Genomic DNA, 21865 nt, shown 5'->3' on the forward strand with positions numbered 1-21865 from the left:
CCTCCTCAGGCCCGGCTCTTGGCGCCGGCGCCGATCGTCTCCGGATCGACGAGGTCGAGCGCGTCGAAGCGGCTTTGGACTTCCTTGCGCTGGCTCGACGGATAGGCCTCGAGCGGCGGCAGCCCGTCGTTCAGCGCGAACAGGAGGATGTCGCGGGCGATCGGCGCGGCGGTGGTCGAGCCGCCCGAGCCGTGCTCGACGATCAGGCTGACGGCGTATTTCGGGGTGTCGGCCGGGGCGAAGCAGACGAACAGCGCGTGGTCGCGCCGGTTCCAGGGCAGCTGGTTGTTCGAGATCACGCCGCGCGCACGCTCTGCGGCCGAGATGTTGCGCACCTGGCTGGTGCCGGTCTTGCCGGCCATCTTCCATTCCGACAGCACGATCTTCGCCTTGCCGGCGGTGCCGTGGGTGCCATTCACCACCGCGATCATGCCCTTGCGCACGTGGTCGAGCCAGGCCTCTTGCAGGCCGAGCGGCTCGGTCTCGGGCACCGGCACCTCGACCCCGTCCATCGAGCGGATCAGCCGCGGCTTGACCGCCTTGCCCGAGGCGAGCCGCGACACCATCACCGCAAGCTGCAGCGGCGAGGCGAGCACATAGCCCTGCCCGATCGAGGAGTTGATCGTGTCGCCGATGCGCCAGTCCTTGCCGTAGCGCTCCTGCTTCCAGGCCTTGGTGGGGGCGACCCCCTCGGCCACGGCCGACATCGGCAGGTCGTGGCGCACGCCAACGCCCATGCGCCTGGCCATCTCCGAGATCTTGTCGATGCCGACCCGCTGCGCGACCTCGTAATAGAAGACGTCGCAGCTCTGCTCGAGGCTCTGGATCACGTTCACCCGGCCATGGCCAGAATGCTTCCAGCAGTGGAAGCGCCGGCCGCCGACCTCGATATAGCCCGGGCAGCGCACCGTGTCCTCGGGGCCGATCACGCCCGCCTCGAGCGCCGCAAGCGCGGTGACGATCTTGTAGGTCGAGCCCGGCGGGTAAAGCCCCTGCACCGACTTGTCGGCGAGCGGCCGGTGGTCGTCCTCCATCAGCGCGCGATAGTCGGTCGAGGAGATGCCGCGCACGAAGAGGTTCGGATCGAAGGAGGGAACCGAGGTGATGGCGAGGATGTCGCCATTCGTCACGTCCATCACCACCGCGGCGGCGCTTTCGCCCTTCAGCCGTTCATGGGCGAAGTTCTGCAACCGGGTGTCGAGGGTGAGCTGCAGGTTCACACCGGGCTCGCCTTCCTTGCGGCCGAGCTCGCGCATCTCGCGCCCGGCCGAGTTCACCTCGACCCGGCGCTGGCCCGAGCGGCCGCGCAGCACGTCCTCCATCTTTGCCTCGACCCCGGTCTTGCCGATCTGGAACTTCGGGATGCGCAGCAGCGGATCGGGGTTCTCGATCTGGCTGAGGTCGTAATCCGAGACCGGGCCGACATAGCCCAGAACATGGGCGAAATCGATGCCATGCGGATAGTTGCGCGACAGCCCGACCTCGGGCGAGACGCCGGGGAGCGCCGGAGCGTTCACCGCGACGCGGGAGAATTCCTCCCAGCTCAGCCGGTCGGCGACCGTCACCGGCGCATGCGGCGGCTGGCGGCGGATCTCGGTCATCACATCGGCCGCGTCGCCGTCGCTGACCGGGATCAGCCGGCGCAGATCGGCCAGAACGGTATCGACATCGCCCGCATCCTCGCGGGTGATGGTGACGCGGTAATTCTGTTCGTTGCCGGCCAGCAGCACGCCATTGCGGTCATAGATCAGCCCGCGGGCGGGCGGGATGAGCCGGATCTTGACAGAGTTGCCCTCGGCCAGAAGCCGATAGTCGTCGGCCTGCTCGAGCTGCATCTTGCGCATCCGCATCGCCAGCACGCCGATGATGCCCGCCTGCGCCACGCCCAGCATCAGCCCGCGCCGGGTGATCGACGAGCGGCTTGCGCGGACGTTCTTTTCGGTCTTCTTCATGCCGGCCTCCTGTCCGCGCGGCTCACAGCGGGTGCCCGAAGGCGTCGACCTCGCCGGGCGCGGCGCGGCGCAACCCGAAGGCCAGACGCGACAGCGCGACGACGAAAGGATAGGCGAGAAGCGTCATCAGGTAACGCAGAAGTTCAAGCCCGAGCGGCGGCTGATCGACCATCGCCAGCGCCAGCACCAGCCGGTTGGCGAGCAGCATGGCCAGCATCACGCCGCTGACCAGCAGCATCTCGAGCACGAAGGGCATGCCGCGGGCCGCGGACTGGCGCGCGCGCAGGAACTCGGTGCCGGCGAGCAGGATCAGCGGCCACAGCCCGATCGGGCGCCAGAACATCAGATCCTCGACGAAGGCCACGGCGACGATTAGCAGCGCGGGGACGAAATCGGGCCGGCGCAGCACCCAGGCAAGGGTGAAGGCGAGCATCAGGTCGGGCCCGGGGATGCCATGCGCCATCGGGTTCACCGGCAGCAGGCGCAGGAACAGGATCACCGCCGCCAGCGCCACGTAGAGCGCGCGATGCGCAAGCCGGCGCGTGGTGAGCGGGTCAACCATCCTTGCCCCCCTTTGCCTCCTCCTCGAGCTCCTGCGGTGGCGGCGGGATCAGGGGGCCCGCGTCCTTCAGCTGCTCGGCCGGGTGCGAGCGCAGCACGCGCAGGAAATCGAGCCGTTCGTAATCGGCTGACAGCCGCACCCGCAGCCGCCGGTCCTGGCCCTGCAGCACCTGTCCGACCAGAAGCCCGGCCGGGAACACCCCGCCATCGCCCGAGGACACGACCCGGTCGCCCGGCCGCACCGCATCGGCATTCTCGAGGAAGTCGATCAGCGGAAAGGCGGTGTTGTCGCCGCTCAGGATCGCCTTCTGCCCCGAGGGCTGGATGGTGACGGGCACGCGGCTCGAGCTGTCGGTCAGCAGCACGACGCGGCTGGTGGTGTGACCGACGCCCGAGATCCGCCCGACAAGGCCGAGCCCGTCCATCGTCGCCCAGCCGTCGACGATGCCGTCGCGCGAGCCGACGTTGAGCAGCACCGACTGCCGGAACGGCGAGCCGCTGTCGGCGAGCACCACGCCCGAGACCGAGGTCAGCTTGGGGTCAAGGCGCACCTGGTTCTGCGCCAGAAGCTTGGCGTTCTGCTGCTCGAGCTGCACCGCCGCTTCCTTCCAGGCCTTCATCTGCTGCAGCTCGCGCCGCAGCTCCTGGTTCTGTTCGTAGATCCGGACATAGGACTGGAAGCCCTCGACCATGCCGAGGAATTTCGTCACCGGCACCATCGCCCAGTCGAAGGTCGGCACGAAGCGGTCGATGAAGGCCGAGCGGAAGCGCTCGACCCGCGGGCTGTCGATGCGCCAGGCCAGAAAGCTGACGGCCAGAACCAGCGCCAGAATCGCGATGGCGATCCGACGCAGCGGCCCTGCGTAATCTTCGTCGCGGTCTTTCGCCACGTCTGCCTCCGGTTGCAGCCCCGACGCCCGTCAGGGGCCGGCCTCAGCTGTCGTAGTCGATCACGTGGCGCAGCTGCTTTTCGTATTCGAGCGCCTTGCCGGTGCCGAGCGCCACGCAGTTCAGCGACTGGTCGGCGATCGAGATCGACAGCCCGGTCTGTTCGCGCAGGCTCAGGTCCAGCTCGCCCAGCAGCGCGCCGCCGCCGGTCAGCATCACGCCACGGTCGACGATGTCGGCGGCCAGATCGGGCGGGGTCGCCTCGAGCGCCTGCATCACCGCGTCGCAGATCTGCTGCACGGGTTCCGACAGCGCCTCGGCGATCTGCGCCTGATTGACTTCGACTTCCTTCGGCACGCCGTTCAGCAGGTCGCGCCCGCGCACCAGCAGGCTCGCGCCGCGGCCGTCGTCGGGCATGCGCGCGGTGCCGATCGTGGTCTTGATCCGCTCCGCCGTGCTTTCGCCGACGAGCAGGTTCATGTTGCGCCGCAGGTAGGAGATCACCGCCTCGTCCATGCGGTCACCGCCGACGCGGACCGAGCGCGCATAGACGATGTCGCCAAGCGACAGCACGGCCACCTCGGTGGTGCCGCCGCCGATGTCGACCACCATCGAGCCGGTGGGATCGGTGATCGGCATGCCGGCGCCGATCGCCGCGGCGATCGGTTCGGCGATGAGGCCGGCGCGACGCGCGCCCGCCGACAGCACCGACTGCCGGATCGCACGCTTCTCGACCGGGGTCGCGCCATGCGGCACACAGACGATGATCTTCGGCTTCGACAGCGTCGAGCGCTTGTGCACCTTGCGGATGAAGTGCTTGATCATCTCCTCGGCGCTGTCGAAATCGGCGATGACGCCGTCGCGCATCGGGCGGATCGCCTCGATCGAGCCGGGGGTGCGGCCCAGCATCAGCTTGGCATCCTCGCCGACGGCGAGGACCTGCTTCTTGCCGTCCTTGACGTGATAGGCGACCACCGAGGGCTCGTTCAGCACGATGCCCTTGCCCTTGACGTAGACCAGCGTGTTCGCCGTGCCGAGGTCAATCGCCATGTCCGAGGAAAAAATCCCGCCCAGTCCCGCCATTTCCGCTTCCCAATGAGTGACAGCCCGCGACTCGCCCCCGAGTACGGTTTCCGCCCATATAGGCAAAGCCTCGAAAATGCGGAAGCGGATTCCCCTCACGCCCCGGTCACAGCCGCGGCATTCCGCCGGCCGGGGGAGGGTGAATTGCAGAAATCGAACATCGGATCCGGCCAGGCGGCCGCATCAGGGTTCGAAATGTTCAATCCGCAACTTCTCACGAAATCGTGTGATTTTGCGGTGGAAAATCGGCTCTGCCGGGCTTGCGCGGGATGGAAAGGGGCGCCGGACGATGCCGGCGCCCCCGATCCCTGTCGCGGCCCGCTCAGAGCTTGTAGCTGACCGTCTTCATGTCGGCGTCGGGCGCGGTCTTCTGGCTGCGCACGCGCAGCCGGTTCAGCGCCCCGACATAGGCCTTGACCGAGGCGAGGATGGTGTCGGTGTCGGCGGCCGAGCCGGTGACAATGCGCCCGTCCTCTTCCATCCGCACGCTCACCGTCGCCTGCGCGTCGGTGCCCTGGGTCACCGCCTGCACCTGATAGACCTTCAGCTTCGCCTTGGTCGGGTAGATCGCCTTCACCGCCTTGAAGCAGGCGTCAACCGGGCCGTCGCCGGCGCAGGTCGCGGTTTTCTCGACGCCGTCGACCAGCATCTTCAGCTCGGCCTCCTGACCGTCCGAACCGCAGACCACGCGCAGCCATTTCACCTGCAGATAGTCGTTCTCGGTGTTGGCGGCGCTGTCCGACATCAGCGCGATCAGGTCTTCGTCGTAGATCTCCTTCTTGCGGTCGGCGAGCGCCTTGAACCGCACGAAGACATCGTTGAGCTGGTTCTCGGCCATGTCGAAGCCCAGATCCTTCAGCTTCGAGCGCAGCGCGGCGCGGCCCGAATGCTTGCCCATGGCGATGTTGGTCTCGGTGATGCCGATATCGGCCGGCTTCATGATCTCGAAAGTCTCGACGTTCTTCAGCACGCCGTCCTGGTGGATGCCCGACTCGTGCAGGAAGGCGTTCTTGCCGACGATCGCCTTGTTGAACTGCACCGGGAAGCCCGAGACCTGGCTGACGCGGCGCGACAGGTTCATGATCTTGGTGGTGTCGATGCCGGTGCTGTAGGGCATCAGATCCCGACGCACCTTCATCGCCATCACCACCTCCTCGAGCGCGGTGTTGCCAGCGCGTTCACCGAGCCCGTTGATCGTGCACTCGATCTGGCGCGCGCCCGCGGCGACGGCGGCGAGCGCATTCGCCGTCGCCATGCCGAGGTCGTTGTGGCAATGGGTGGCGAAGATGATCTCGTCGGCGCCCGGCACCTTCTCGAGCAGCATCGCGATGATCTCGGCCGATTCCTGCGGCAGGGTGTAGCCGACGGTATCGGGAATGTTGATCGTCGTGGCGCCGGCCTTGATCGCGGTCTCGACCACGCGGCACAGATAATCGCGCTCGGTGCGGATCGCGTCCATCGCCGACCATTGCACGTCCTCGCACAGGTTGCGGGCGTGGTTCACGGTGTCGGCGATGCGCTCGATCATCTGGTCCTGATCGAGGTTGGTGATGCCGCGGTGGCTCGGCGAGGTGCCGATGAAGGTGTGGATGCGGGCGCGCGGCGCGTGTTTCACCGCCTCCCAGCAGCGGTCGATGTCCTTGTAATTTGCGCGGGCGAGGCCGCAGATCACCGAGTTCCTGGCGTTCTTCGCGATGTCGGACACCGCCTCGAAATCGCCTTCCGAGGCGATCGGGAAGCCGGCCTCGATGATGTCGACGCCCATCTCGTCGAGCAGCTGGGCAATCTCCAGCTTCTCGTCATGGGTCATCGTCGCGCCGGGCGACTGTTCGCCGTCACGCAGGGTGGTGTCGAAAATCAGGACACGGGATTTGTCGGTCATGTTCGCAGCCATGGAAATGTCTCCTCGGGGTCTTCCTTAGCGTCAGGGAAACCCGAAGGCCAGCGCTCGCTTGGGCTTCGGGCAGGTCGGGCGCTGGATACCCCTGAGCGGTCGCGCCCGAAGGCACGCTCAGAGGCTGCTAAGAAGAAGGAGACCACGGACGGACAGGCCGGAGGCGAAGGCCCCGGGACGGTTCGTCGAAATGTTCAGCATCCGTGTCATGGCCGCGACTATACCGGCCCGGTCGCGTTTGAAAAGCGGAATCTGCATGCGGTGCGGGGATGCACCGGATGCAGGGCTCCCTTGCACGCGGGGCCGGGTTGAGAACCGCGCCCGCGCATGCCACATCCCGGGGCAGGGGAGAGACCGAAAGGACGAGAGATGAGCGAGATGAATACCCCCGAGGGGATGGAGCTGACGCTGCGGACGCTGGCGATGCCCGCTGACACCAACGCGGCGGGCGACATCTTCGGTGGCTGGGTGATGTCGCAGATGGACCTTGCCGCCGCGATCCGCGCGAACGAGCGCTGCAACGGCCGCACGGTGACGATCGCGGCGAACGAGATCGTGTTCAAGCAGCCGGTGAAGGTGGGCGACACCCTGTGCGTCTATACCGCGGTCGATCAGGTCGGCCGCACCTCGATGGTGATCCGGATCGAGGTCTGGGCCCGGCGCGCCTATACCGCGCTGCGCGAGAAGGTGACCGAGGCGCGTTTCACCATGGTCGCGGTCGATGCCGACGGCAAGCCGCGCGCGGTGGACCTGCCCGCGGTCTGACGGATTTCCCTGTCCGCTGCCGGGCGGGCAGGGTCAGTTCGCGGCGGGGGCGGACGCGTCCGGGGCGGGCACCGCTGTCGCCGCCGGGGCATCGCCGGCCGGCGGTTCGGGCACCGGCGCTTCCTCGGTCAGAACGTTCTCGTTCCAGGTGCCCGAGGCGACCTCGCCCGATTTGTAGCGCATCACGCCCTTGCCCTGACGCTTGCCCATCACGAAGGTGCCCTCGTAGCTGTCGCCGTTCGCATAGGTCGCCTTGCCCTGACCGTCGATCTCGCCATTGTGCCAGCCGCCCTCGTAGACGAAGCCGTCGGGCATGGTGATCCGGCCCCGGCCCGAGCGCTGTCCGGCCTCGAAGCCGCCCTCGTAGACGGTGCCGTCGGCATAGGTGGCCTTGCCCTGACCCTGGCGCTGGCCATCGGCCCAGTCCCCCTCGTAGACATAGCCGTCGGGGTAGGTCATCTTGCCCTTGCCGTGGTTGCGCGCGGCCAGGAACTGCCCCTCGTAGACGAGCCCGTTCGCATAGCGCGCGATGCCGGTGCCCTCGATCACGCCGGCCGACCAGTCGCCCTCATAGCTTGACCCGTCGGGATAGGTGATCTTGCCCTTGCCCTCGGGCAGGTCGTTCCTGAACGCGCCCTCGTAGACCGAGCCGTCGGGATAGGTGACCTTACCCGCGCCCTCGATCCGGCCCTCGGTCCAGTCGCCGTCATAGACATAGCCGTCGGTGCCGCGGAACACGCCCCGGCCCGAGCGCGCGTCGCCGGCAAAGCTGCCCTCGTAGGTGTCGCCGTTCGCGTAGGTCACCTTGCCCTGGCCCTGGCGCTTGCCGTCGACCATCTCGCCTTCGTAGATGTCGCCGTTCGGCTGCACCAGCCGGCCGGTGCCGTTCATCTGGCCGGCGGCCCAGAGCCCCTCGTAGACCAGCCCGTTCGCCATCGTCAGCCGGCCGTGGCCCGCGCGGGCGCCGGCCAGCATGTCGCCCTCGTAGACCGAGCGGTCGGGATAGGTGATCTTGCCCTGTCCCTGCTTCACCCCCTGCACCCAGTCCCCTTCATAGCGATAGCCGTCGGGGCCGGTCAGCACGCCATGGCCCTGATGCAGGGCGTTGACGAAGCTGCCCTCGTAGGTGGTGCCGTTCGCGTAATGGGCGATGCCGTTGCCGGTGATCTCGCCCTGCACCCAGTCCCCCTCGTAGGTGCCGCCGTCGGCGAAGGTGATCTTGCCCTTGCCGTCGGGCTTGCCGCGCGAGAAATGCCCGACATAGACCGAGCCGTTCGGGAATTTCGCCGTGCCCTCGCCGACGATCTCGCCCATCACCCAATCGCCCTCGTATTCATAGCCCGAGGGCAGGCGGTAGATGCCGTGGCCGTGCTGCTTGCCGTCCTTGAACGTGCCTTCGTAGATGCCGCCGTCCTCGTATTGCTTGGTGGCGACCTCCTGGGCCGCGGCGGCGCCTGCCGCCAGCGACACTGCCAGTCCGATTGCGAGAATCCGTGTGCGCGCCATGTTTCCCCCTGACTCGGCTGCCCGAAGGCCGGGCAAATCTAGAGCGCGGGGGCAGATCGCACAAGCATCGCGGCCGCCTGACGCTGCATCGCGGCACCGATCGGCGCGGGTTTTCGCCCCCTGCGGCTTTCCACCGCTGCATCAAGAGGCTACATCGGGGGCAGACGAACGAGGAGCCCCGCATGGCCGACAGATTCCGCCTCACGCTCGCCCAGCTCAACGCCACGGTCGGCGATCTCGCCGGCAATGCGGCGAAGGCGCTTGCCGCCTGGGAGGAGGGCCGCGCCGCGGGCGCCGACATGGTGGCGCTGCCCGAGATGTTCCTGACCGGCTATCAGACCCAGGATCTGGTGCTGAAGCCCGCCTTCGTCGCCGATGCGATGGCGGCGATGGAGGAGCTCGCCACCAGGATCACCGATGGCCCGGCACTTGGCATCGGCGGCCCGTGGTGGGACGAGAGCGGCCATTACAACGCCTGGTGGGTGCTGGAAAACGGCCGCGTCGCCGCGCGCATCCTCAAGCATCACCTGCCGCATGTCGATCTGTTCGACGAGCTGCGCGTCTTCGACAGCGGCCCGATCTCCGGCCCCTATCGGGTCGGCCCGCTGGTGATCGGCTCGCCGATCTGCGAGGATTCGTGGCACGTGGACGTCGCCGAGACGCTGGCCGAGACCGGGGCCGAGATCCTGCTGGTGCCGAACGGCTCGCCTTACTATCGCAACAAGCTCGAGCTGCGGATGAACCTGATGGTCTCGCGCGTGGTCGAGACCGGGCTGCCGCTTGTCTACCTGAACATGGTGGGCGGGCAGGACGATCAGCTGTTCGACGGGGCAAGTTTCGTGCTGAACCCGCATGGCGCGCTGGCCGCGCAGCTGCCGGTCTTCGAGGAGGCCGTGGTGCATGTCGACTTCGAGCGCGGCGCCGACGGCTGGCGGGCACTGCCCGGCCCGGTGACCGAGGCGCCGTCGGACTGGGAGCAGGATTACGCCGCGATGGTCACCGGCCTGCGCGACTATCTTCGCAAGTCGGGCTTCTCGAAGGTGGTGCTCGGGCTTTCGGGCGGGATCGACTCGGCACTGGTCGCCACGATCGCGGCCGATGCGATCGGGGCCGAAAATGTGCATTGCGTCATGCTGCCCTCGCGCTTCACCTCGCAGGGCTCGCTCGATGATGCGGCCGATCTGGCCCGCCGCCTCGGCACCCGGCTCGATACCGTGCAGATCGAGGGGCCGCGCGACGCGGTGGCGGGGGCGCTCGCCCATCTGATGGAGGGCACGAAACCCGACATCACCGAGGAGAACATCCAGTCGCGTCTGCGCGGCGTGATGCTGATGGCGATCTCGAACAAGTTCGGGGGGATGCTGCTGACCACCGGCAACAAGTCCGAGGTCGCGGTCGGCTATTGCACGATCTATGGCGACATGGCGGGCGGCTACAACCCGATCAAGGATCTCTACAAGACCCGCGTCTTCGAGACCTGCCGCTGGCGCAATGCGAACCACCGGCCGTGGATGCAGGGCCCGGCGGGCGAGGTGATCCCGCCCGCGATCATCGACAAGCCGCCAAGCGCCGAGCTGCGCGACAACCAGAAGGACGAGGACAGCCTGCCGCCCTACGAGGTGCTCGACGCGATCCTCGAGCGGCTGGTCGAGCGCGACCAGTCGGTGGCCGAGATCGTCGCGGCGGGGTTCGAGCGCGCCACGGTGAAGCGGGTCGAGCATCTGCTCTACATCTCGGAATGGAAGCGGTTCCAGTCGGCGCCCGGGCCGCGGCTGACGACGCGCGCCTTCTGGCTCGACCGCCGCTACCCGATGGTGAACCGCTGGCGCGACACGCGCTGAGGCCGCCCCCAGAAACGCCTCCCGAAATGCAAAAGCCCCGGCGTCTCCGCCGGGGCTTTGTGTTTCCGTGGCGCCGGGATCAGCCGAAGACGGCGGTCAGCGCGCCATCGACAGCATCGGTGATCGCGTCGATGTCATCGGGCGTCGCGATCAGCGCCGGGCTGAAGCACAGCGTGTTGTTGAAGCCGGTGAGCGAGCGGTTCGTCATGCCAAACATCACGCCGCGCTTCGCCCCCTCGGCCACCACGCGCGAGACCTCGGCCTCGGCCATCGGCTCTTTCGTCGCCCGGTCGGCGACCAGCTCGGCGCCCGCGAACAGGCCCGCGCCGCGCACGTCGCCGATCACCTTGTGCTTTTCCATCAGCGCATTGAGGTTCGCCATGATCCGCTCGCCCATCGCGACGGTATTGGCCAGCAGCCCCTCGTCCTCGATGATGCGCATGTTCTCGAGTGCCGCCGCCGGGCCCGCGGTGCAGCCGCCGAAGGTCGAGATGTCGCGGAAATAGCTCAGCTTGTCCGAGGCATCCTTGAACTGCTCGAACACCGCCTCGGTGGTCACGCAGCACGAGATCGCCGCATAGCCCGAGGCCACGCCCTTCGCCATCGTCACGAAGTCGGGCTGGATGCCGTAGTTCTGATAGCCGAACCAGGTGCCTGTGCGGCCCATGCCGCAGACGACCTCGTCGATGTGCAGCAAGATGTCGTATTTCTTGCAGATCTCCTGCACCCGCTGCCAGTAGCCCTTCGGCGGCACGATCACGCCACCACCCGCGGTGACGGGCTCGAGGCACAGAAGGCCGACGGTGTCCGGGCCCTCGCGCAGGATCACCTCCTCGATCGCATCCGCCGCGCGTTCGCCGTAGTTCTCGACATCCCATTGCGCGCGGTATTCAAGGCAATGCGGCACCGCGACGAAGCCGTCGGGGAAGGGGCCATACTGCATCGCGCGCTCTTCCTGACCGCAGGCCGCGAGCGTGCCGATCGTCGCGCCGTGATAGTCGCGTTCGCGATAGAGGATCTTCGACTTCTTGCCGCCATGCAGCCGCGCCGAGATCTGGCGCACCATCTTGAAGACCTTCTCGTTCGCTTCCGAGCCCGAGTTCGCGTAATAGACGCGGCTCAGCCCCGGCATCTTGGTCAGCAGCTTTTCCGAGAACAGCGCGCCCGGGATGGTGCCGCCGCTGCCCGCCCAATAGGGCAGCTCGATCAGCTGGTCGCGGATCGCGTTCGCGATGCTCTCGCGGCCATAGCCGACGTTCACCGTCCAGACCCCGCCCGAGACCGCGTCGATGAACTCGGCGCCGTGCTGGTCCCAGATCCGCAGGCCCAGGCCCTTGACGATGATGCGCGGGTCGGTGGTCTCGAGCGACTTGTGCTGCAGCAGGTGGTGCCAGACGTTGGCGCGGTCGGCCTCGGTGACGTGGGAAAGGTCGTTGGTGAGCTTGTTCATGGGACTCGGTCCGTGATTTCGGGGAAAGCTGTCTGCCTGCAAGGAAGCCACTTTCCGGTGCCTGCAACAATCCTTTTTCCGCTGCATCCAAGTCCTTGATTTTGCGCGTTCGTTCGTTGATGTTTTGCGAATGTCGAACAAGCGGAACGGGGCGGGGCGATGGATGTGGACGTCGGGGGCAGATTGCGCGCCTTGCGCGCCGCGCGCGGGCTGTCGCAGCGCGAGCTGGCGCGCCGGGTGGGCGTGCCGAATTCGACGATCTCGCTGATCGAATCGGGGCGCGCCAACCCCTCGGTCGGGGCGCTCAAGCGCATTCTCGACGGGCTGCCGATCGGGCTTGCGGAATTCTTCGCCTTCACCCCGGAAACGGAACGGCGCTTCTTCTTCGCGGCCGAGGAGCTGGTCGAGATCGGCAAGGGCAAGATCTCCTACCGCCAGATCGGCGAGGCGGGGGCGGGGCGGCTGTTGCAGATGCTGCACGAGACCTACCAGCCCGGCGCCGACACCGGCAAGGTGGCGCTCAGCCATCAGGGCGAGGAGATCGGTATCATCCTGACCGGCCGGCTCGAGGTGACGGTCGACGGCGAACGCAAGATCCTCGGGCCGGGCGATGCCTATGCCTTTGCCAGCCCGCTGCCGCACCGCTTCCGCAACCCGGGGCGCGAGCCCTGTACCGTGGTCAGCGCCTGCACCCCGCCGAGCTTCTGAGCCGGGCGTGACCACGGCCCCGGTGTTCTCCTTGCCCGAAATACCTCGGGGGTGAGGCCCGAAGGGCCGAGGGGGCAGCGCCCCCTTCACCCGTGCCCGCTCAGATCTCGGTGAGCGTGGTCGAGCGCAACAGCCGCTTCACCGTGTGCAGCTCGCACAGGTCGGTGGCCTCGGTCATCACCGCCGCCGCCGCCGCCGCCGCGCCCCAGCGCAGCGCCTCGGGTTGCGGCAGGCCACGGGTGCGGGCGAGCGAGAAGGCCGCAACGAAGCTGTCGCCCGCGCCGACCTTCGAGACCACCTCGTCGGGGAAGGCCTGCGCCACCCAGCGGCCCGCGGCGGTGGCCAGCACATTGCCATCCGCGCCGCGCGCCACGATCACCGCATGGGCGATGCCGCGGTTCACCAGGCTTTCGGCGAAATCGGCGCTGTCGGCACGGGTGGGCAGCGGATGGCCGGCAAGCTCCTCGGCCTCCAGATCGTCCATGCGCAACACGTCGGCGGGCTTCGCGCCCGAGCTCAGCAGCGCATGCAGCGCCTTGCCCGAGGTGTCGAGGAAGAAGCGCGCCTGGGTGCGGGCGATGCGGGTGGCGAGCCTTGCCGGGAAATCCTCGGGCACGCCCGGCGGCTGGCTGCCCGAGAGCACGACGATGCCGCCCTCGGGCGCGGCCCGGCCGATCCGGTCGAGCACCTTGGTCACGTCGCGCTTCGACCATTCCGGCCCCGGCATGACGAAGCGGTATTGCTCGCCGGTCGAGGCGTCGGTCACCGTCAGGCTCTGCCGCGTCTCGCCGGGCGCGGGAAAGGGCGACAGCCCGATCCCCTGCTCGGCCAGCAGGTGCATCACCTTGTCCCCGGTCGGCCCGCCAAGCGCGACGAAGGCGGTCGAATGGCCGCCAAGCGCCGAGATCGCGCGGCTGACGTTGATGCCGCCGCCGCCCGGATCGGTATCGGGGCGCGAGCAGCGCAGCTTGCGCTCGGGCGCCACGTGATCGGCAGTGATCGCAATGTCGACCGTCGGGTTGAGCGTGATGGTCAGGATCGCGGGCATGCAATCTCTCCGGGTGTTTCGCGCAGGGGTTCCGCGGCGATCATGGCAGGTTCGCTGCCCTGTTCCAAGCGCTATCGCCGCGGTGCGGAAACTTGCCCCGATCGATCTGGTAGGTCACGAGAATGAAACGGAAACTGCCCTCCGCGGCGGCGAGGAACCCGGCGTCGGGGGAGGGCAGGTGATTGCCGGTGAAAGGGGATGCGCCGCGCCCTCGGGAAGGTGGGCATGCCATCTGCACGCGGCCCGCCCCGGCACGCCGGGCTCACTCCCACCAGCGGTCGATCGCGGCGATGTCGCTATCCGACCAGCCGAAGTGATGCGCGAGTTCGTGCACGAAGACATGGGCGACGAGCGCATCAAGCGCCACGTCGCCGCGCGCCACCCATTCGTCGAGGATCGCGCGGCGAAACAGCCAGATCACGTCGGGCCCGCCCGGATCCATCACCGATTTCTGCGTCATCGGGATGCCGTCATAAAGCCCGGTCAGCTCGAAGGCATCCTCGATCTCCAGCTCGTCGAGCAGATCGTCCGCGGCGAAATCCTCGATCCGCAGCACCACCGCCGCGGCCGGGCCGCGGAAGGCCTCGGGCAGGGCGGCGCGCGCGGCCTCCGCCATCGCCGCGATGTCGTCGAGCGAGGGTGCCTCGCAATCCTTCCAGCGTGCCGTCATCCTGTCCTCCACCGTGCCGGTCCTGCCCCCGATATGGACAAGAACGGCCGGGTGTGAAAGAGCAGGGGCCCACAGGAGGCCCCCGATGACCATCGTGACCCGTTTCGCCCCGTCGCCGACCGGCTACATCCATGTCGGCAACCTGCGCACCGCGCTGATGAACTATCTGCTCGCCCGCAAGGCCGGCGGCACCTTCATCCTGCGCATCGACGACACCGATCAGGAACGTTCGAAACAGGACTACATCGACGCGCTGAAGGCGGATCTCGAGTGGCTCGGCATCGAGTGGGACCGCGAGGAGGCGCAGTCGCGCCGGCTCGACCGTTACGCCGAGGTGGCCGATCAGCTGCGTGCGGCCGGGCGGCTCTATGAATGTTTCGAGACCCCGACCGAGCTCGACCTCAAGCGCAAGAAGCAGCTGAACATGGGCCGCCCGCCGGTCTATGACCGCGCCGCGCTGAAGCTAGCCGAGGCCGAGAAGGCCGCGCTGCGCGCCGAGGGGCGCGAGGGCTACTGGCGCTTTGCCCTCGATCAGGAGCGGATCGAATGGGAGGACGGCATCCTCGGCGCGATCTCGATCGACGCGGCCTCGGTCTCGGACCCGGTGCTGGTGAAGACCTCGGGGCAGGTGCTTTATACCTTCGCCTCGCCGGTCGATGACGCCGACATGGGGGTGACCCATATCGTGCGCGGCGCCGACCATGTGACGAATACCGCGACGCAGATCCAGATCATCCGTGCGCTCGGTGCCGAGCCGCCCGCCTTCGCGCATCACTCGCTGCTGACCGGGCCGCAGGGGGAGGAGCTGTCGAAGCGGCTGGGCGCGCTGTCGATCCGCGATTTGCGCGCACAGGGCATCGCGCCCGAGGCGCTGCTGTCGATGATGGCGCGGCTCGGCTCGAGCCAGCCGGTCGAGCTGAAGATGTCGCTTGATGAACTGGCCGAGGGGTTCGAGCTGAGCCAGTTCGGCGCGGCGCCGACGAAATTCGACGCGGCCGAGCTCATTGCGCTGACCCGCGCGCGCAATCAGCATCTGCCCTTCGCCGCGGTGGCCGAACGAATCGCGGGGCTGGGCATTCCCGCCGCCCAGGCCGAGGCCTTCTGGCGCGTCGCCTCGCACAACATCGACCGGCTCGACGATCTCGCGCATTGGGCGGATCTGTGCCTGAACGGCGCCGAGCCGGTGATCGAGCCGGAGGACGCCGAGTTCGTCGCGACGGCGCTCGCGCTTCTGCCCGAGCCGCCCTTCGGCCCCGAGACCTGGGGGGAGTGGACGGCGCAGGTGAAGGCCGCGACCGGGCGCAAGGGGCGGGGCCTCTTCATGCCGCTGCGCAAGGCGCTGACGGGGCAGGCGCATGGGCCCGAGATGGCCGATCTGCTGCCGCTGCTGCACCGGGTGCGGGCGAAGGGCTGAGGCCGCGCCGGGCCCCGGCCGGGGCAGGGGGCGCTGCCCCCTCGGACCCCCGAGGTATTTCGGGCAAGATGAAAGGGGCGCGGTCGGCGCCCCTTTTTTCATGGCATTTTTCCTGACAGGAATGTCGCTTTTTTCCGCAAAGCGTCGCATCCGTTTTCCTGCTTGCCAGATACGGGGGGCTTCGGCTATCGGGAGAGACGTCAGGAACGGGAGAAGCCGGCCACGCGCCGGTGCCGAAGGAGCAACCGCCCCGGTAAACTCTCAGGCAAAAGGACCGACCTGATCAACGACTCTGGAGAGAGGCGCCCGGACACGGGAGCCCGCCGAAGGGATAACGATCTCAGGCGCCCGGCAACGGGTTGGGACAGAGGGGGCATCGAGCGGGCCGAAAGGCCATGGGATTCGGTGCCGGGGCTTTTCCGGCTGAAAGAGAGTGTGACATGGCCAGTGAAACCGGCCTGAAGCGGACGCCGCTTTTCGATCTGCATCTGGAGCTTGGGGCGAAGATGGTGCCCTTTGCCGGCTGGGAGATGCCGGTGCAATATCCGATGGGGGTGCTGAAGGAGCATCTGCACACCCGCGCCGCCGCGGGGCTGTTCGACGTCAGCCACATGGGGCAGGTGATCGTGCCCGCGGGCGCCGTCGCCGCGCTCGAGGCGCTGGTGCCGGTCGATGTCGCGGGGCTCGGCCTGAACCGGCAGCGCTATGCGATGTTCACCGATGCCGCGGGCGGCATTCTCGATGACCTGATGGTGGCGAACCGGGGCGATCACCTGTTCCTCGTGGTGAATGCCGCCTGTGCCGATGCCGATATCGCGCATCTGCGCGCCCATGTGCCGGGCGTCGAGGTGATCGCCGACCGCGCGCTTCTGGCGCTGCAGGGGCCGGCGGCCGAGACGGCGCTGGCGCAGCTGGTGCCGGGTGTTGCGGCGATGCGCTTCATGGAGGTCGCGACGCTTGCCTGGGAGGGGGCCGAGCTCTGGATCTCGCGCTCGGGCTATACCGGCGAGGACGGGTTCGAGATCTCGCTGCCCGAGGGGCGCGCCGCGGATTTCGCCCGCGCCCTGCTGGCGATGGTCGAGGTCGCGCCGATCGGCCTTGGCGCGCGCGACAGCCTGCGGCTCGAGGCCGGGCTGTGCCTCTACGGCCATGACATCGACACCACCACCTCGCCCGTCGAGGCGGGGCTGGCCTGGGCGATCCAGAAGGCGCGCCGCGTGGGGGGCGCCCGCGCGGGCGGCTTCCCGGGGGCGGACCGGATCCTTGCCGAGCTGGCGCAGGGCACCTCCCGCCGCCGTGTCGGTCTGCGCCCCGAGGGCCGCGCCCCGATGCGCGAGGGCACCGAGATCTTCGCCGCGGAAAGTGGCGGCGAGGTGCTTGGCCGTGTCACCTCGGGCGGTTTCGGCCCCTCGATCAACGCGCCGATGGCGATGGCCTATCTGCCCGCCACGCTGACCGACGGCACGCTCGTCTATGGCGAGGTGCGCGGCAAGCGTCACCCCGCCCGCATCGCCCCGATGCCCTTCCATCCCCATTCCTACAAACGCTGAGGAGCCCCCGAGATGACCATCAAATTCACCGAAGAACACGAATGGCTGCGCGTCGAGGGCGACCTCGTGGTTGTCGGCATCACCGAACATGCCTCGGAACAGCTGGGCGACGTGGTCTTCGTCGAACTGCCCGAGCCCGAGACCAAGGTCGCCAAGGGTGACGAGATCTGCGTGATCGAATCGGTCAAGGCGGCCTCGGACATCCTCGCCCCGGTCGATGGCGAGATCGTCGCGGTGAACGAGGCGCTGTCCGACAACCCCGCCCTGGTCAACGAGGACCCGCTTGGCGCGTGGTTCTTCAAGATGAAGGTCGAGGACATGGAGCAGCTCGATGCCTTCATGTCGGAAGAGGACTACAAGGATTTCATCGGCTAATCCCATGTTCACGCCCACCTCCTACGATACCTACGATTTCGCCAACCGTCGCCACATCGGGCCGAGCCCGGCCGAGATGGCCGAGATGCTGAAGGCGGTGGGCGTGCCCTCGCTCGAGGCGCTGATCGACGAGACGGTGCCCGCCGCGATCCGCCAGACGCGGCCGCTCGGCTGGGCGCCGATGACCGAACACGCGCTGCTCGAGAAGCTGCGCGGCGTCGCCGCGAAGAACCGGGTGATGACCTCGCTGATCGGGCAGGGCTATTACGGCACGGTCACGCCGCCGGCGATCCAGCGCAACATCCTGGAAAACCCGGCCTGGTACACCGCCTATACCCCCTATCAGCCCGAGATCGCGCAGGGCCGGCTCGAGGCGTTGCTGAACTATCAGACGATGGTGGCGGATCTCACCGGCCTGCCGGTGGCGAATGCCTCGCTTCTTGACGAGGCGACGGCGGCGGCCGAGGCGATGACCATGGCCGAACGCGCGGCGAAATCGAAGGCGCGCGCCTTCTTCGTCGATGTGAACCTGCATCCGCAGACAATCGGCGTGATCGAGACCCGGGCGCTGCCCTTGGGCATCGAGATCATCAAGGGCGCGCCCGAGGCGCTGGTCCCCGAGCAGGTCTTCGGCGCGATCTTCCAGTATCCGGGCACCTATGGCCATGTCCGCGACTTCACCGACCTGATCGAAAAGCTCCACGCCGCCAAGGCTTTGGCGGTGGTCGCGACCGACCTTCTGGCGCTGTGCCTGCTGAAGGAGCCGGGCGCGATGGGGGCCGATATCGCCGTGGGCTCGGCGCAGCGCTTCGGCGTGCCGATGGGCTATGGCGGACCGCATGCGGCCTTCATGGCGACGCGCGACGAGCTGAAGCGGTCGATGCCCGGCCGCATCGTCGGCGTCTCGATCGACAGCCGCGGCAACAAGGCCTATCGGCTCAGCCTGCAGACCCGCGAACAGCACATCCGCCGCGAGAAGGCGACCTCGAACGTCTGCACCGCGCAGGCGCTGCTTGCGGTAATGGCGAGCTTCTACGCCGTCTTCCACGGGCCCGTCGGGCTGCGCGCGATCGCCGAACAGGTGCATCTGAACGCGGTGCGGCTGCGCGATGCGCTGGTCGCCGCCGGCGCCGAGGTCGCCCCCGAGGCCTTCTTCGACACGATCACCGTGAAGGTCGGCGTCGGCCAGCAGGGGATCATGGCGGCGGCGCGGCACCGCGGGCTGAACCTGCGCCGGGTCGGACGCGACCGGGTCGGCATCTCGGTCGACGAGTTGACCGACGCCGGCGTCATCGCCCGGCTTCTCGACGCCTTCGGCATCACCGATCCGGCGCCCGAGACCGTGGGCCTCGGCGTCCCCGAGACGATGCTGCGCGACAGCGCCTATCTCACCCACCCGGTCTTCCACATGAACCGGGCGGAAAGCGAGATGATGCGCTACATGCGCCGGCTCTCGGACCGCGACCTGGCGCTTGACCGCGCGATGATCCCGCTCGGCTCGTGCACGATGAAGCTCAACGCCGCGGCCGAGATGATGCCGATCTCCTGGCCCGAGTTCTCCTCGCTGCACCCCTTCGCGCCGTCGAACCAGGCCGAGGGCTATGCCGAGGTGATCGCCGATCTCGAGCAGAAACTGTGCGAGATCACCGGCTATGACGCCTTCTCGATGCAGCCGAACTCGGGCGCGCAGGGCGAATATGCCGGGCTGATGACGATTGCCGCATACCATCGCGCGCGGGGCGAGGGGCACCGGCGGGTGTGCCTGATCCCGGTCTCGGCGCATGGCACCAACCCGGCCTCGGCGCATATGGCGGGGATGCAGGTCATGGTGGTGAAGGCCGCGCCGAACGGCGACATCGACCTCGAGGATTTCGCGGCGAAGGCGGCCGAGGCTGGGAGCGATCTCGCGGCCTGCATGATCACCTATCCCTCGACCCATGGTGTCTTCGAGGAAACGGTGAAGCGGGTGTGCGAGATCACCCATGACCACGGCGGCCAGGTCTATATCGACGGCGCGAACATGAACGCGCTTGTGGGCCTGGTGAAGCCCGGAGAAATCGGCGGCGATGTCAGCCACCTCAACCTGCACAAGACCTTCGCCATCCCGCATGGCGGTGGTGGCCCGGGCATGGGCCCGATCGGGGTGAAGGCGCATCTCGCGCCGCATCTGCCGGGCCACCCGGAGGTCGGCGGCGTCGAGGGGCCGGTGAGTGCGGCCCCCTATGGTTCGGCCTCGATCCTGCTGATCTCCTGGGCCTATTGCCTGATGATGGGCGGCGCGGGGCTGACCCAGGCGACGCGGGTCGCGATCCTGAACGCGAATTACATCGCGGCGCGGCTGAAGCCGCTCTACCCGATCCTCTTCATGGGCAACCGGGGACGGGTGGCGCATGAGTGCATCCTCGACACCCGCGGCTTCGCCGAGGTGGGGGTGACGGTCGACGACATCGCGAAGCGGCTGGTCGACAACGGCTTCCACGCGCCGACGATGAGCTGGCCGGTTGCCGGCACGCTGATGGTCGAACCGACGGAATCGGAGACGAAGGCCGAGCTTGACCGCTTCATCACCGCGATGGAGGCGATCCGGGCCGAGATCGACGACGTCGCCGCGGGCCGGATCGGCGCCGAGGACAGCCCGCTGCGCCGCGCGCCGCACACGGTCGAGGATCTGGTGGCCGACTGGGACCGGCCCTACAGCCGCGAACAGGGCTGCTTCCCGCCCGGCGCCTTCCGCGAGGACAAGTACTGGCCGCCCGTCGGCCGGGTCGACAACGTCTATGGCGACCGGCATCTGGTGTGCACCTGCCCGCCGGTCGAGGACTGGATGTAGGACAACAGGCCGGGGGCGCGGCCCCCGGCGTCTTCCGCCAAGAAAAAGGGGGAGGGGAAACCCTCCCCTTCCCGCTTCCAATTGCCCCAAATATCCCGGGGGTGAATTGGCGCAGCCAAGAGGGGGCAGCGCCCCCTTCGCGCCCTCACTGCCGGCGCGGCGGCAGGTCTTCGGGCCCGAAGCTCACCCCCTGCGGGGCCAGCCATGCGGCGAAACGGGCGATCTTCTCGGCCATCTCGCAGGTGCTGCCCTGCCGCGCCATCTCTGCGGCATAGGCCGTGCGCAGCGCCTCCTGCCGTTCGGCCGGCTGTTCCCTGAACGGTGTCATCGGCTCTCCTTGCATTGGCTGGCCTTGCTTCCAATATATTCGGTAAATCGAATGCAACGGAGGCTCAACATGGCCGAATCGATGCGCGTGACCTGTCTCGAGTGCGGGCAGGCGAACCGGGTTCCCGCCGACCGGCTGGTCGCGGGGCCGAAATGCGGTGTCTGCGGCGCGCCGCTGATCTCGGGCAAGGTGACCGAGATCGAGACCGAGACCCTGATGAAGGCGGAAAAGGACGACCTGCCGCTGCTCGTCGACTTCTGGGCGCCCTGGTGCGGGCCCTGCCGGCAAATGGCGCCGCAGTTCCAGGCGGCGGCGGCAATGCTCGCGCCGCAGGTGCGGCTGGCGAAGATCAACACCGAGTCTCACCCGACGGTGGCGCAGCGCTACCGGATCCAGGGGATTCCGGCCTTCGTGCTGTTCCGCGGTGGCCGCGAGGTGGCGCGTGCGGCGGGCGCCCGGCCGGCCGCCGATCTTGCGGCCTTCGTGCGCGGCAAGCTTGGCGTCACGGCCTGAAAAAAGGGGTGTGGCGGGGGGCGAAAAGCCTCCGGACCCGGAAAATGAAAAATCTTTCAGTTCCGTGTTTTGGGGCGCTTGACATTCCCCCGCCAAAGGGCGAAAAGCCCCCCCACGGCGAGGGGCTGTAGCTCAGTTGGGAGAGCGCATCGTTCGCAATGATGAGGTCAGGGGTTCGATCCCCCTCAGCTCCACCAAGCCGTTCCACTTGTCATTGGACCATATGTATGCCGATTGGAAGCATATGCTTACCGATTGGCTGTCAACACGTTTGTTGACGCACCAATGATAGAGCGGCCTCCCGGATCTGTGCGATTAAGTGGGGCAGAGCCAAGTGCGCCCGTTTATGGGTGTGCGGGGCGAACTGGTGTCTCGAAAAGGGAGGGCGTGCTGCCATGTATCGACCCAGTGAAAACCTGCTCATGCTACAAGGGAGAACGTGGCAATGAGTATGACGATGGACGACAGCATCAAACGTTGGACGGCGAA

At 67.8% G+C, this 21865-nt stretch carries 18 protein-coding genes, 1 tRNA gene and 1 riboswitch; of the genes, 9 read left to right on the top strand and 10 right to left on the bottom strand.

Going from position 1 to position 21865, the window contains the following annotated elements; genetic code table 11:
• Window positions 1-5 precede the first annotated feature (5 nt).
• From mrdA to DYS74_RS14520, 5 genes are all read right to left on the bottom strand, one after another.
• Window positions 6-1952: a penicillin-binding protein 2 gene (gene mrdA / locus DYS74_RS14500; protein ID WP_121534404.1), complete on the bottom strand. Its 1947-nt coding sequence runs from the start codon at window positions 1950-1952 to the stop codon at window positions 6-8.
• A 22-nt stretch (window positions 1953-1974) separates the two neighbouring features.
• Complete coding sequence (locus DYS74_RS14505) at window positions 1975-2514, bottom strand: rod shape-determining protein MreD (protein WP_121534405.1); 540 nt, start codon at window positions 2512-2514, stop codon at window positions 1975-1977.
• Window positions 2507-3403, bottom strand: coding sequence for a rod shape-determining protein MreC (gene mreC / locus DYS74_RS14510; protein WP_121534406.1), 897 nt, complete (start codon window positions 3401-3403; stop codon window positions 2507-2509). The genes DYS74_RS14505 and mreC overlap by 8 nt, the downstream gene beginning before the upstream one ends.
• A gap of 43 nt (window positions 3404-3446) precedes the next feature.
• Complete coding sequence (locus DYS74_RS14515; protein ID WP_113900799.1) at window positions 3447-4484, bottom strand: rod shape-determining protein; 1038 nt, start codon at window positions 4482-4484, stop codon at window positions 3447-3449.
• A 322-nt stretch (window positions 4485-4806) separates the two neighbouring features.
• Complete coding sequence (locus DYS74_RS14520; protein WP_121534422.1) at window positions 4807-6366, bottom strand: 2-isopropylmalate synthase; 1560 nt, start codon at window positions 6364-6366, stop codon at window positions 4807-4809.
• 381 nt (window positions 6367-6747) lie between these two features.
• Between DYS74_RS14520 and DYS74_RS14525 the strand changes: the two genes are divergently transcribed.
• Entirely contained in the window at window positions 6748-7143 is a 396-nt protein-coding gene (locus tag DYS74_RS14525) for an acyl-CoA thioesterase (RefSeq protein WP_220668854.1), read from the top strand.
• A 33-nt stretch (window positions 7144-7176) separates the two neighbouring features.
• Here the strand turns inward: DYS74_RS14525 and DYS74_RS14530 are convergent, their stop codons facing one another.
• A complete protein-coding gene (locus tag DYS74_RS14530) occupies window positions 7177-8649 on the bottom strand; it encodes an MORN repeat-containing protein (RefSeq protein WP_121534407.1) in 1473 nt (490 codons plus the stop codon).
• Window positions 8650-8831: 182 nt separating this feature from the next.
• Here DYS74_RS14530 and DYS74_RS14535 point away from each other — a divergent pair, with 182 nt between their 5' ends.
• Complete coding sequence (locus tag DYS74_RS14535) at window positions 8832-10490, top strand: NAD+ synthase (RefSeq protein ID WP_121534408.1); 1659 nt, start codon at window positions 8832-8834, stop codon at window positions 10488-10490.
• A 79-nt stretch (window positions 10491-10569) separates the two neighbouring features.
• Here the strand turns inward: DYS74_RS14535 and DYS74_RS14540 are convergent, their stop codons facing one another.
• On the bottom strand, window positions 10570-11940 hold the full coding sequence (locus DYS74_RS14540; protein ID WP_121534409.1) for an aminotransferase family protein: 1371 nt from the start codon (window positions 11938-11940) through the stop codon (window positions 10570-10572).
• Between the two features lie 159 nt (window positions 11941-12099).
• Between DYS74_RS14540 and DYS74_RS14545 the strand changes: the two genes are divergently transcribed.
• On the top strand, window positions 12100-12648 hold the full coding sequence (locus tag DYS74_RS14545) for a cupin domain-containing protein (RefSeq protein ID WP_121534410.1): 549 nt from the start codon (window positions 12100-12102) through the stop codon (window positions 12646-12648).
• A gap of 100 nt (window positions 12649-12748) precedes the next feature.
• On the opposite strand, the gene DYS74_RS14550 is transcribed toward DYS74_RS14545, so the two are convergent.
• A complete protein-coding gene (locus DYS74_RS14550) occupies window positions 12749-13696 on the bottom strand; it encodes a 1-phosphofructokinase family hexose kinase (protein ID WP_121534411.1) in 948 nt (315 codons plus the stop codon).
• Window positions 13697-13958: 262 nt separating this feature from the next.
• Window positions 13959-14366 carry a metallopeptidase family protein gene (locus DYS74_RS14555; protein WP_121534412.1) on the bottom strand — a complete coding sequence of 136 codons (408 nt, stop codon included), beginning with the start codon at window positions 14364-14366 and terminating at the stop codon, window positions 13959-13961.
• An 85-nt stretch (window positions 14367-14451) separates the two neighbouring features.
• Here DYS74_RS14555 and gltX point away from each other — a divergent pair, with 85 nt between their 5' ends.
• From gltX to gcvP, 4 genes are all read left to right on the top strand, one after another.
• Complete coding sequence (gltX, locus tag DYS74_RS14560; RefSeq protein WP_121534413.1) at window positions 14452-15780, top strand: glutamate--tRNA ligase; 1329 nt, start codon at window positions 14452-14454, stop codon at window positions 15778-15780.
• Window positions 15781-15977: 197 nt separating this feature from the next.
• Window positions 15978-16067: riboswitch (glycine riboswitch) on the top strand.
• A gap of 153 nt (window positions 16068-16220) precedes the next feature.
• Window positions 16221-17330, top strand: coding sequence for a glycine cleavage system aminomethyltransferase GcvT (gcvT, locus tag DYS74_RS14565; protein ID WP_121534414.1), 1110 nt, complete (start codon window positions 16221-16223; stop codon window positions 17328-17330).
• 18 nt (window positions 17331-17348) lie between these two features.
• The gene (gene gcvH, locus DYS74_RS14570; RefSeq protein ID WP_121534424.1) at window positions 17349-17705 is read left to right on the top strand and encodes a glycine cleavage system protein GcvH; all 357 of its coding nucleotides are present in this window, start codon (window positions 17349-17351) and stop codon (window positions 17703-17705) included.
• A gap of 4 nt (window positions 17706-17709) precedes the next feature.
• Window positions 17710-20535 carry an aminomethyl-transferring glycine dehydrogenase gene (gene gcvP / locus DYS74_RS14575; protein WP_121534415.1) on the top strand — a complete coding sequence of 942 codons (2826 nt, stop codon included), beginning with the start codon at window positions 17710-17712 and terminating at the stop codon, window positions 20533-20535.
• 145 nt (window positions 20536-20680) lie between these two features.
• Here the strand turns inward: gcvP and DYS74_RS14580 are convergent, their stop codons facing one another.
• Window positions 20681-20863 (bottom strand): hypothetical protein, encoded by a 183-nt coding sequence (locus DYS74_RS14580; protein WP_121534416.1) that lies wholly within the window; start codon window positions 20861-20863, stop codon window positions 20681-20683.
• A gap of 69 nt (window positions 20864-20932) precedes the next feature.
• Here DYS74_RS14580 and trxC point away from each other — a divergent pair, with 69 nt between their 5' ends.
• Both trxC and DYS74_RS14590 read left to right on the top strand, forming a co-directional pair.
• Window positions 20933-21376 carry a thioredoxin TrxC gene (gene trxC / locus DYS74_RS14585; RefSeq protein ID WP_121534417.1) on the top strand — a complete coding sequence of 148 codons (444 nt, stop codon included), beginning with the start codon at window positions 20933-20935 and terminating at the stop codon, window positions 21374-21376.
• Between the two features lie 121 nt (window positions 21377-21497).
• Window positions 21498-21573, top strand: a tRNA-Ala gene (locus DYS74_RS14590).
• Window positions 21574-21865 lie beyond the last annotated feature (292 nt).

The organism is Paenirhodobacter hankyongi (genome assembly GCF_003664585.1).
GTDB classification, from domain to species: Bacteria; Pseudomonadota; Alphaproteobacteria; order Rhodobacterales; family Rhodobacteraceae; genus Rhodobacter; species Rhodobacter hankyongi.